The sequence below is a fragment of the Pseudomonadota bacterium genome, from assembly GCA_010028905.1.
Taxonomy (GTDB): Bacteria; Vulcanimicrobiota; Xenobia; order RGZZ01; family RGZZ01; genus RGZZ01.
In genome coordinates this window covers 1-11,819 of record RGZZ01000113.1, presented here as the reverse complement: position 1 = coordinate 11,819, position 11,819 = coordinate 1, and the positions used below count along the sequence as shown (strand labels likewise).

General features: G+C 68.7%; 9 protein-coding genes. 3 read left to right on the top strand and 6 right to left on the bottom strand.

Features of this window, described 5'->3' with window-relative positions:
- The 4 genes from EB084_10130 to EB084_10115 all read right to left on the bottom strand — a co-directional run.
- Positions 1-1,641 (bottom strand): tetratricopeptide repeat protein (locus EB084_10130; GenBank protein ID NDD28609.1); only part of this gene is annotated, 1,641 nt, incomplete at its 3' end.
- Positions 1,638-2,651, bottom strand: coding sequence for a hypothetical protein (locus EB084_10125; protein ID NDD28608.1), 1,014 nt, complete (start codon positions 2,649-2,651; stop codon positions 1,638-1,640). The genes EB084_10125 and EB084_10130, both read right to left, overlap by 4 nt.
- 37 nt (positions 2,652-2,688) lie before the next feature.
- Positions 2,689-4,917 (bottom strand): hypothetical protein, encoded by a 2,229-nt coding sequence (locus EB084_10120; protein ID NDD28607.1) that lies wholly within the window; start codon positions 4,915-4,917, stop codon positions 2,689-2,691.
- The gene (locus EB084_10115) at positions 4,914-6,227 is read right to left on the bottom strand and encodes a DUF58 domain-containing protein (protein ID NDD28606.1); all 1,314 of its coding nucleotides are present in this window, start codon (positions 6,225-6,227) and stop codon (positions 4,914-4,916) included. Before EB084_10115 ends, EB084_10120 begins: the two co-directional genes overlap by 4 nt.
- Positions 6,228-6,493: 266 nt before the next feature.
- On the opposite strand from EB084_10115, the gene EB084_10110 reads away from it, so the two are divergent.
- The 3 genes from EB084_10110 (at position 6,494) to EB084_10100 (ending at position 9,177) form a co-directional block, all read left to right on the top strand.
- The gene (locus tag EB084_10110; protein ID NDD28605.1) at positions 6,494-7,141 is read left to right on the top strand and encodes a site-2 protease family protein; all 648 of its coding nucleotides are present in this window, start codon (positions 6,494-6,496) and stop codon (positions 7,139-7,141) included.
- On the top strand, positions 7,138-8,025 hold the full coding sequence (locus EB084_10105; protein NDD28604.1) for a bifunctional 5,10-methylenetetrahydrofolate dehydrogenase/5,10-methenyltetrahydrofolate cyclohydrolase: 888 nt from the start codon (positions 7,138-7,140) through the stop codon (positions 8,023-8,025). Before EB084_10110 ends, EB084_10105 begins: the two co-directional genes overlap by 4 nt.
- A gap of 180 nt (positions 8,026-8,205) precedes the next feature.
- A complete protein-coding gene (locus tag EB084_10100) occupies positions 8,206-9,177 on the top strand; it encodes a hypothetical protein (protein NDD28603.1) in 972 nt (323 codons plus the stop codon).
- Positions 9,178-9,204: 27 nt separating this feature from the next.
- On the opposite strand, the gene EB084_10095 is transcribed toward EB084_10100, so the two are convergent.
- Positions 9,205-10,080: a TIGR01777 family protein gene (locus EB084_10095; GenBank protein NDD28602.1), complete on the bottom strand. Its 876-nt coding sequence runs from the start codon at positions 10,078-10,080 to the stop codon at positions 9,205-9,207.
- An 11-nt stretch (positions 10,081-10,091) separates the two neighbouring features.
- Positions 10,092-11,726 (bottom strand): hypothetical protein, encoded by a 1,635-nt coding sequence (locus tag EB084_10090; protein ID NDD28601.1) that lies wholly within the window; start codon positions 11,724-11,726, stop codon positions 10,092-10,094.
- Between the last annotated feature and the right edge of the window lie 93 nt (positions 11,727-11,819).

Below are 11,819 nucleotides of genomic sequence, written 5' to 3'. Positions count from 1 at the left end.
GGTGGGCAGCGCGCAGCCAACCTCGCGAAGCACATTGGGGGCCTTTTCGAGGGTCTTGCGGTACTCGCCGATGGCCGCGTCGAGATCGCCCTGGCGCTCGAGGCATCGGGCCAGGATGGCGGTGGCCCGTGCCCGCAGCAGGGCTTCGCTCACCGGCAGGCCCTGCAGGGCGGCTCGGAGGCGCGTGACCGCAGAGGCCAGATCTCCCCGTGCCGCCTCGGCCTCTCCCGTGAGGGCGAGGAGGTAGGGCTTCTCGCGCTCGCCCACCGGCGTGTCTCGCTCGAGCAGGCGGCGCCCCTCCACCGACACGACGCCGGCCCCCAGCACGGCGTGCAGCGAGGGGCGCACGAACTCGGGGACGCGCGAGTCGATGGCATAGGGTCGCGTCGACCACTCGATGCGGTGGTTGTCGATGATGACCGACGCGACGCGGCACGCCACCGTCCAGAGCTGACGCTGGTTGTCGAGACGGGCGGCCTGGAGCCGCACCCACTCGGTCCAGGTCGACCATGCGGCGTGCTCGGCGTAGCGCTCGCCCTCCATCTGCAGCAGATCGCGATACAGCAGCAGGGAGGCGATCTCGGTCTGATCTTGATGCATGCTGTTGGTGCCGCGACGGTCTGGCCGGTTCAGGGTTCGCCGCATGAGCGCAAGCGCGTCGCCGTCATAGCCCGCCGCCAGAAGGGCCGAGGCGGTGACCTCCTGCTGCTCGTTCCAGTGCTGCTGCTCGACGCGCGGTTCGCTGGCGTGCGACCACTCGTGCATGCGCTTCACCGAATCAAGAGCCTCGCCGATTCGGCCCGAAGAGACGTACAGCATGCTGAGACTGATGTAGGGATTGGTGTAGCTGTGGGCATCGAAGTGCTTTGTGCCTTCGATGAGCAGCTGCTCCTGCTCGCTGAACTTCAGCAGCTGCATGGCCTGCTCGGCAGCATTGTGGAAGTAGGTGGCCTCGAGCGACCATCCTCGCGTTCGCACGCGCTCGATGAGCCCCCTGAAGATCTCGTAGGCCTTCTCGATGTTGCCCTGCTCGCCCTCGACGGCGCCGAGGGAGTTGTACGCGACGGTGACGCTGGCCTCGTCGTTCGGGCGCTCGCGCAGCGCCTGCTCGATGCGTGCGCGCGCCTCTTCATAGCGCCCCAGCTTCATGAGGGGCCACGCATACCATGCGGCGTGCGATGGCTTGTACAGGCGATCGTAGGTGGCGAGCAGGTCGAGCTCTTCCTCGAACTTCTCCATCTGACCGCCGACCTCGGCAAGCGTGAGCAGAACGCGAAGGTGCGCCCACCACGGGCCATCGGCGGGAATCTCGGGTCCGCCGTACAGCTTCTCGATGCGCTGGCGCGCGCCCGAGAGGTAGTACCAGGCGCGCGGCAGGTTCCCCTCGGCATATTCCATCACGATGCCCATGAGGAACCAGCTCTGGAACGATTCCGGCTCCTGCTCGAGAAAGCGCTCCGCCAGGTCTCGGGCCTTGACGTACTTGCCGTCGTCGACGAGACGCAGCCCTTCCATCAGCTCAGTCTTGTACGGATAGGCGTTCGCCCCCCTGGAGGGCGCGGCCACGAGCGATGACGCAAGGAGGCCCAGCATCATCAGCGTGACCGCGGCGACCCGGGCGATTCGACGCATCGCGATCACGCCTTTGTCAGCGTGGCGCGGCTGAGCGTCTCGATGGGGCCGCGCAGGCACTCGGTCACCACGTCGAAAGGGCTGCCCGCGCCCGGGGCGAGCTCGAGGCGATGCGCAAACACATAGGGCGCCAGGCGCTGCACATCCTCGGCCGAGACGAAGTCGCGCAGGCTCATCATCGCGGCGGTCTGCAGCGCCGGGATCATGAGCACCAGGCTGCGGGTCGAGATGCCCTGCGTGACCTTGGGGCTCTCGCGCAGGGCCCGCGCGGCGTCGACCAGGCAGGCGTGCACGTGCTCGCTCACGTGCACGTGCTCCTCGATCAGCTTGCGCGCCTCCACCACCTCACCCCGCGCGACGCGCGGCAGCGCGTTCGCGTCGATGGGGAGCTGACGGGCCTTGCGCGTCGCCAGCACCTCGATCTCGGCGTTGCGCTCGATGAAGTCCATCCGGATCTTGAAGAGGAAGCGGTCGAGCTGGGCGACGGGGAGGGGATAGGTGCCCGCCAGATCTCTCGGGTTCTGCGTCGCGATGACGAGGAACAGGGGGTCGAGGGGATAGGAGACGTTGTCCACCGTGACCTGCTTCTCGGCCATCGCCTCGAGCATGGCGGCCTGCACCTTCGGCGAGGTGCGGTTGATCTCGTCTCCGAGGACGATGTAGGCGAAGATGGGGCCGCGTCGGAAGTGGAACGTGCCGGAATCGGCGTCGAACACGTTCACGCCGGTGATGTCAGAGGGCAGCAGGTCGGGCGTGAACTGCACGCGTCGGAAGCTCGAGATCTCGTCGTCCGGGAGGTCGTCGACGATGGCGTCTCCGAGGGCCTTGGCCAGTGTGGTCTTGCCGGAGCCGGGATAGTCCTCGAGCAGCACGTGACCGTCCGCGAGCACGCTGATGAGGATGAGGTCGATGACACCGTCGCGCCCCTTCACCTGCGCGCGCAGGCGGTTCTGCAGCCGCTTCAGTACGCTGTAGGCCTTGTCGAGCGGATGCACGGCAGTGGTGGGGGGCATGGTCATCGCAGGTTCTCCTCGTGTCGATGTGATTGCGTGGTGGTCATCGCACGAACCACCACCCCAGGGGATGGATCAAGGCCAGCAGTCGGCGCCGCAGGGTCGAGCCGGACGCAACCTCTCGCGTCACGGCCTCGTACAGGGCCACCGATGCGTCGCGTGCGGGAACGGCGTGCCCCTGGCCCAGCGCCTGCTCGAGATGGAGACGCGTGAGGGGGGCGAGAGAGGGGCTCGTCGACGTCAGCTCGCGCGCGAACGCTTCGCGGCTCTCACCGTGACGTCGCACATAGCCGTGATCGGCCAGCACCGACAGGGCGCTGCGGTAGGCCACGAGCGGGAGGCGGGAGTCGGGCGCGAACCGGGGCTCGAGGCGTCGCCAGATCTTCATTCCGTACAGTGCCACGAGCAGCAGGCCCAGGCCCAGTGCCACCGATCGCAGCGCCGCGACGATGACGCGACGCACCAGCTCCTGCAGATCGCCGTTGGCCAGGGGCGAGCGATCGGGCTGGCGACGCTGCCCCTTCTTGCGGGCCAGGCCTCCGAAGAGATCCTGCTGTCCGCTGTCCGGCATCTCGGCGGGTTTTACCAGGCTCTTCGCCGGGGAGATGTCGAGGGGCACCCAGCCGATGTCGGTCAGGTAGATCTCGGGCCACGCGTGAGAGGCGTTCGAGCGGATGAGAATCGATGAGCCCTGTCCCCGGAAGCGCGCGTCGACGGCGTAGCCCGTGCCGACCCGGGACGGGACCCCCACCGTTCGGTAGAGCGCCGCGGCGGCGTGGGCAAACGACACGCAGTACCCGACGCGGTCACCAAACAGGAAATCTCCCACGGGGTCGGCGCTGTGCTCGTACTTCGAGGTCAGATCGTAGGTGCCGTTCTGGTCGAGCCAGAGCTTCACCGCGATGGCGCGGGCCAGTGGCTTGTCGCGGAACTCCGGGCGCAGCTTCTCGACGCAGAGGCTCGCCAGCTGCTGATAGCGGGGATCGGTGGGCGCCGAGAGGTAGTGCTTCAAGGTCTCCGGCGTCCACCTCGGGTCTCCTACCGATCGGTCGAGCATCTCGGGGAGTCCGCGGGTGAGCACATTCGAGGTCACCTCGTAGGCACGTTCGAAGTGCGACACGTCCGGGTTGTCTGCGGCGCGGAACTCGGTGGGAGACACGAGACCGAAGGGGCGCGGGTGCGAGGTGATGATGGCAACGGTGGTCTCGATGCGGCGCTCCACGCCAGCAGGGGGGGCGGCGCTCGAGACGGTGATGGGGCGCTCGGCGGGGAAGGCGTCGGCGACATCGAGGTCGTGCTGGCCCTGGTCGCGAACGAGGCGCTGCCCGTTGTAGAGCGAGAAGACCGTCTGGCGGAAGTAGTAGAACCCGTCGGGCGGGGTGTAGTCGTCGTGCAGGAGCACCACGGCGACAGGTTGGGCATGCTTGGCGGCGTCCTTCTTGCGGCTGAAGTCCTCGTCGCGCATGTCGGCGCCGTTCGAGCCGCCATCGCGGCTGGCGCTGGCTTCCTCCGGAGAGCCGCTCGACTGCCCACCGCCAGGCTGCCTGGGCGGAGGGGGAGAAGGGGAGGCGTCCGACTTCTTGTCACTGCTCTGGCCGCCGGACTGCAGGTCGCGCAGATGTTTGATCTCGCGGGTGGGGAAGAGGGTGTACATGGCGAGCAGCATGATCACCAGCAGGGCCACGTCGAGCACGTGGCTGCGCCGCGACGACGCCGCGCTCTTGCTCGCCATGAGGAGGACGAGCACGGCCGCGATGACGGCGCCGATGGCCAGGAAGTAGGGCTGGGGATCGTAGCCCTGCGCCCAGAGGGGATCGACCAGGAAGAACGGGCGGTTGAGGAACCCCTCGCGGTGCTGCGCGAAGATGGCCGCGCCCACGAGGCTCACCAGCGCCGCCTCTACCGCGACGAAGGGAGGCAGGCGCCGGCTCGTGGCCTGGAAGAGCCCGACCCAGAGGGCGGCAGACCCGAACCAGAGCACCATGGCCGAGAGCGTCCAGGCCCCGGACGGGCCCACCGCCGCGGCCACCGCGTCTGTTCCCCGCACGGCCTCAGACAAGGCGGCGACAAATGCCTGACACGGCAGCGCGCAGGCCCACGGCACCCAGAGCCGGATGCGCGAGGCCGCCAGCCGGGCGCCGATCCAGAAGGCGCAGGCGCAGCCTGCGATGCCCGCGAGCGTCGCGGTGGGCACGGTGAGCTGCTGGCCCAGGGCGATCACCGCGATCACCCAGATCAGCAGGGGCAGGGTGCGCCAGGCCAGGCTCTTCATCGCAGCCCCCCCGTCCGTCCGAGCAGGGCCAGCGGATCGTTGTACATCTGGCCGGATCGTCGATCGACGAGGGTGACCGAGGTCGCCGCGGCGCCCACGCGTCGCAGCGTCTCTGCCAGCTCGCTCGGGGTGGGGCCGTCGACGGGGTCGGGCTGCATCACCAGACGTCGGGCGAGTGAGGGCTTGGCGTCGTTGGCACCGCGTTCGAGGCGAACCCCGTCCATGCCCACCATGACGTGCACGCGCAGCCGCGTTGCGCGCAGCGCCTCGAGCAGGGTGTCGATCCACGGTCCGGGGCGGGGAGGCGTGAAGAGCACGCAGTAGCCATAGCCTTCCTGGTCTGCGCGCTTGAGGAAGTCCGCGAAGCCGGACAGGCGCCCGTGGGCAGAGCCGCTCTGGGCGATGGTGTCGAGGGCATCTTCGATGCGGCTGGCGGGGGCGCCCGCGCCGTCCGCGGCAAAGGTCCAGCCTTCCCCGAGCAGGTTTCGCTCGATGAGCACCCGCGCCACGCCCGCGCTGGGCTCATCGAGCGGCGTGGGCAGCGGGTCTGAGACGAGGTATCCGCAGCCGCGCGGCCGCGCCGCGATGGCTCGCTCCGGCACGCGCACCATGAGCTTGCGCGAGCGGGCGAAGACCTTCCACATGATCATGCGCGGCGAGTCACCGGGGCCGTACTGACGCATGTCGACGCGGTCTCCCCAGGGATCGCCGTAAGGGTCGGAGATGTCGTCACCTGAGATGAAGCCCAGAAGGGGAACCACCTGCTCGACCTTTCCCCGATGCGGGAGCACGCGGAAGTCGAGGGGCTCACGAACGCGCCAGGTGATGCACGCCAGACCCAGGATGTCGCGCACCCGGACGCGTCGCGTGACGCCGTTGTAGGTTCCGCGCCGGCGCACCGACACCACCTCGAACGCCTCGCGGCCATCGCGGTGAACGGCGGTGTCGGCGGCGCAGGTCTCCTCGTCGGCCTCCCAGGACCACGACACGTCGAGACACGGGATCCACGCGGGGAGCTGGACGGCATATCCCGTGATGGTGGGGGTCTCCGCCTCGAGGGTGGTCGAGGTGGTGCGCAGCGGCGCCTGAAACGCGCCGCGCACCAGCAGCCATCCCGCCGCCGTGAGAACGGCCATGAGCAGCGTCACCACCAGCACGGCGAATGCGGCCATGAGCACGATGAGGTCGAGGTGAGCCACGCCCTGGTACCATCCCGCCAGGGTGGCCACAGCGACGAATGCCGTTCCCACCGCGGTGAGCGGGAAGAATCCCCACGCGTCGCGCGCCACGCGCGCGGGGCGCGATCGCATGAAGGCCTGGAAGCCGCGGACCGCGCCCTGGAGGGGCGCCGGGGAGAGCGGAGCGCCGCCTCCCCATCGTGCGGGCCCGGTCGTCTGCTGCGATGCCAACACCTGTAGCCTGCTCACCTCGTCGAGAAGTTCCTGCCCGCGGCGACCTCCCCGATTCTGTCGAAGGGGGCTGGGCGGCGACGCATGGCTAGATCTTTTACGTCGGGAATCGGCATCCTGTTCCCGACGCGCAGGGAGGAGGCTGCAAGACGGGAAACTCTCGCGCTGTGGAACCTTCTCGCATCGCGTTCGGCATCGCCTGGTACGTCATCTTCCTGTTCTCCACCGTGCTCCACGAAGCGGCGCATGCCCTGGCCGCCCGTCTCGGTGGCGACGTCACCGCCGAGAGCCAGATCACCCTCGATCCCATCCCGCACATCCGCCGCGAGCCGTTCGGCATGGTGCTGGTTCCCTGGCTCATGTTCCTCATGTCACCGAACGGCTCGATGATGGGGTGGGCCTCCACCCCCTTCGACCCTGCCTGGGCGCTGCGAAACCCCCATCGCGCGGCGTGGATGGCCCTGGCTGGACCGGTCTCGAACGGGATGCTGGCTGTGCTGACCGGTGTCATGATCCGCGCGGGGCTCGCCTTTCACTGGTTCGGAGGGTCGAGCGATGCCAGCATTGCCCTCGAGATGCTGCTCATCGCGTTCAACCTGAACGTCATCCTCGCGGTGCTCAACATGCTCCCGCTGCCTCCGCTCGACGGGGCAACCGCGCTCACGCTGCTCATGCCCGAGCAGGCGGCGCGGCGCTGGCAGGAGCAGCTGCGCAACCCGGCGGTCTCGATGCTCACCCTGGTGGCAGTCTGGATCGCCTTTCCCCGTGTGGCGAGCATTGCGCTGCACTGGGCGCAGGGGTGGCTGCGCCCATGACAGCGCTGCCGGAGGGCGTGACGGGGCGCCTGCTCGACGGTCACGTGGTGGCGCGCGCCGTTCGCGCCGAGATCGTCGAGGCCCTTGCGCAGCGGTGGACGCGCCCATCTCCCCCCAGTCTCGCGGTGGTGCTTCTGGGTGGCGACTCGGCCTCGCGCACCTACGCCGAGAGCAAGGCCAAGGCGTGCGCTGAGCTCGGCCTGCGCTGCCAGGTGCACGCCCTGGCCGAGCTCGGGGGAGACGCCGAGGCGGTGATTGCGCGGGTGCGCGCCATCGGCGCCGACGAGGGCGTGCACGGCGTGATGATCGAGCAGCCCCTTCCGCCCGGCATCGACTTCCTGCGCCTGTACGACGCGATACCGGCCGACAAGGACGTGGAGGGCATGGGCTGCGCGAGCATGGGGCTCCTCATGCTGGGCCGGCCTGGGCTCGTTCCCGCGACGCCCGCCGCGGTTCTGCGGATTCTCGACCACTACGAAGTTGCGCTGGCCGGCCGGCGCGCCGTTGTGATCGGACGCAGCAACATCGTGGGGAAGCCGCTTGCCGCACTGCTCCTGGCGCGTGACGCCACGGTTGTGACGTGCCACTCGCGAACCCCTGACCTCGCCGCGGAGACCCAGCGCGCTGACATCGTGGTGGCCGCGGTGGGAAGACCCGGAACGGTGAAGGCGCATCACATCCGTTCGGGGGCCGTGGTGGTCGACGTGGGCATCAACTTCGAGGGGGGAAGGATGGTGGGCGATGTCGATTTCGCCTCCGTCTCGCCGCGGGCAGCGGCCATCACGCCTGTTCCCGGAGGCGTGGGCCCCGTGACCACGGCCATGCTGCTCTGGAACCTCACGCACACCGCGATTCGCCAGGTCTCAGACCAGCTCGCGCGCTGACCCTCCCTGAGGGGGAGAAGGCAGTGGAGAACGAGTGTTTGGGGTTCCGAACACCTGTTTCAGTGGAGAGCGCCTGTATTTGACATGAAACATACGTTCTTTTCGGTCGAACTCATGTTCTTAAAATAATTTGTGACATCTCCGAAACAAAATCATCGGCAGACGCGTTACAGTTTGGTAATGTTCGAGGCGTTGCGCGTCATGGCCCCGACCGATCTCCTGCTGGCGGCTCACATGGCTGGCCTGCAGGGCGACGCCACAGCGACCGATCCGGCGGCCTACGTGATCAAGCGCCTCGCGGAACGGCTGTCAGTTGCGCGGCCTGACCTCCGCACGGTGGGGGAGGCCTGCTTCGAATACCTTTCGGGCGAGCTGGGGGGCGTCTCGCTCGAGACCTGCGCCGATCCTGCGGCGAGAGCCGACGAGCTCTTCCAGCCGCTGCTCGCGCTGGCTGTGCGCGACCTCGCTCCACTGTGGCGCGCACCCGCGACCATGCTTGCCGTTCAGGAACCATCGCACCGCCGGGATGTCATCAAGGTGCTCGAGCGCGTCTTCGTGCGCGTCTTGCCGTCTGAGGTGGGCCTGCTGAGCCTGCGCGAGTCCACCGAGGCCGTTCTGCCGGATCGGGCCGTTGCAAGCGGCTTCGAAGCCGGACGCACCGCGCCTTTCGACACCGCGATCTTTGCTTCCCGACCTGCCTGGGTGAGACCCGCGCTGTCCATCGCTCTCGTGCTGGCCTGCGCTGATGGAAAGTTCACCAAGGAGGAGGAGCGCCTCTACTTTGCCATGGCCGATCGCTTCGAGGTGAGCCACGGCGCGGCAACCCGGCTTCGAGATCAGCTCATCGCCGCGTACTGGTCGCGGCGCGCGCACCTTGCCCCCGCCAGCACAGAGCAGCCCGCTGAGGTTCGGGTGAACTCGTTGCGCGCAGCCTATGATGTGCTCGAGGGGGCTGGGGTGTACACCGAGCTCGCGGGCTTCACGTGCCAGGCGGCGGTGAGGGCCGCGCAGCAAGCGCTCGCGTCACAGCGCGCATCGTGGTCGCAGCGCGTGTTCGGCGGGTTGCTGGGGCGAGAGCGGATCGACCCCGTCGTGCTGCAGATCGCTCTTCTCTGCTACATCTGCGCCCCCACGGAAGGTGCGCCTGCCTGATCGACACGGCCCCTTTCGGGCCAGGCCTCACGGCGACGCGAGGATGCGCCGCAGGGTGTCGTCGATCTGCGTGTCGTTGAAATCGAAACCCGCTGCAGACAGCCGCGCAGAAGAGACCCGCTGGCTGAACAGCAGCACCTCGCGCCCCATCTGACCGAACAGGGTGCTCACCGCCAGGCGCGGAAGCGGGATGCAGGCCGGTCGACGCAAGGCGCGCCCCAGTGCGGCGGTGAAGGCGCCATTGGTCACGGGAGAGGGACTGACGAGGTTGTAGGCGCCTCGGGTCTCATCGTTCTCGAGCACGAACTCGAAGGCCCGCGTCGCGTCATCGAGGCTGATCCAGCTCATGTACTGGCCGCCGCCGCCCACGGGACCCCCGAGACCGGCACGGAAGGGCCCCAGCATCTTGGTGAGCGCGCCGCCGCGGGGTGAGAGCACGACTCCGAGGCGCAGGTGAACCACGCGAAGTCCCGCCTCTCGCGCGGGTTCCGCGGCAGCCTCCCACGCCTTCACCACCTCGGCGAGGAAGCCTTCGCCGGAACCGCTCTGCTCGTCGAGGAGGGTATCGCCGCGGTCCCCGTACAGGCCGATGGCAGAGGCGCAGATGAGCGTGGGCGGCGGATGCGCGAGTCCCGCCAGCGCCCTGCACAGCGATGCGGTTCCCGCGCTGCGGCTCTCCATGATGGCCTGCTTGCGCGCCGACGTCCAGGGCTGCGCCACCGATTCCCCGGCCAGGTGAACCACTGCGTCAAACCCCTCGAGAGGGGAGGCGTCCCACGAACCGTGTGGGTTCCATGTCAGCGCCCCTGGACGGGCGCTTCTCGTGAGCCCGGTGACCTGACAGCCAGCGTCGGTGAGACGCGATCGAAGCGCGCTCCCCACCAGACCCTGGGCTCCCGTCATGGCGATGCGTCTCACAGCAGTTCCAGGACCTCCTCGATGCGTGCCTGTGCGCCCTGCATCGACTGCCCCGCGTCGGTGCACGACTGCAGGCCGCGATACAGGCTGTCGGGACGGAGATGGTCTCCGAAGGCCAGCAGCTCGAGAAGGCCGCTCTGCAGGTCGGTGAGCGATTCGTAGAAGTCACGGGCCATGTTGATCAGCGCGGGGTTGCGCTCCGAACGCAGCCGAGGGACGAACCGACGCTCGAAATCGCGGCGGATGTGTCCGAGGCGGCCGAGATAGAGGGCTGCCTCATACTGGATGTCGGCTGGGGATGCCTGGTGCTGCTCGTAGGCCTCAACCACGCGCTGGATGCGCCAGAGATTGCGAGGAACGGGGCCGCCGGACACCGCTTCGTCCGCGGTGGAGGCGAGGGCGCGGGCGATGGCCGGCAGCGCCACCCCGCAGGCGGCGCAGTGGGTGCGTCGGGCGTCGTTGGGGGCGTCGCAGCCAAAGCACCGGATCTCGGCCGCCACCCCCGTTGCGGGACGCAGGGCGCGCACGACGCGCTCACGCATCGCAGCCAGGCCCGCGAGGGGCTCTTCCATGCGGCGGAAGCCCTCAGAGAGATGACGGGGATCACCGTCTCGGAAGAAGCGGGTGGTCTCCTCGATGCCCTCGCCTTGCTGATGCAGCAGGGCGAGAAGCTCGGCGGCGTCGCTTCCCAGGGCTGATCGCGCCGCTTCGCGCACCTGCATCTCGAGCATCGCGTGGTCTTTCAGCCACGCAACCACGCGCTCGCGGAGCAGGGGTTCGCTGATGGCGCCGAGCAGGAAGCGGCCTGAGAGCTCCTTCAGCTCCTCGAGATGAGACGACAGCGCGGCACTGTCCATCTCGCGCTCGAGCCGCGAGACGCAGGCGTCGCGCGCGGCCTGCGTGGCATGGAACGCGTCGCAGAGCGTCCGCAGCGACGCGGCATCTCTCGCGCCGTCTTGCAGCGCTTCGAAGCACGCACGCGCACGGGCCACGGCGGCCTCGGCTTCGACGATCTGCTCGGTCACCGTGTACGAGAGCGGCAAGGCGCGCAGCGCCTTGCACTGGGTCTCGTGAAAGCGCAGGAGGTTCTCGGTCGAGTCGAGGCAGTCGCCCACGATCGCGTCTCCGGCGTGCGTCTGCAAGGCGCGGCACAGCTCGTCGAGGGCGGGCAGCGCTGACCAGGTCGCCGACGCCCGAACAGCGCGGTCGATGGCTTCGAGCACGCCGCACAGCCGCTCGCTGCCGTGGCGCACAAGGCGCAGCCCGTCGAGCAGCGCCACCGGATCTCCCGCTTCACGGTACACCCGCATCGCTCCAAGTCCCGTCGAGACGTCGGTGACGAGGGCGGCGGCGGTCTCGACGAGGAGGGCAGGCGCTTCCGGATGGAGCGCGGCAAAGCGCGAGATCTGGCGGGAGAGCGCGCCAGCGACCTCTTCAGACCGGGGTATCCAGAGGTCGAGGGCGGTGGGATCGACGTGCCCGTCGTACACGTTCAGCCCGGTCTTCAGGCAGTGGTTGAGCGTCGGAAACGGAGACTGCACCTCTTCAGCGGCCTGCTTGCAGGCCAGCACGTCGAGGGACTGCCAGAGCTCTGAGACGGCCCCGACCAGGGCGTCGAGTGCCCCTGCCAAAAGCGGTTCGGAGGGTCCCGCTGTGGGTGGGACGTCTGGCGGCGGAGGGGCGGGCATGGGTCGATCGGCCGCGGTTCCCATCTGCTCGAGAGC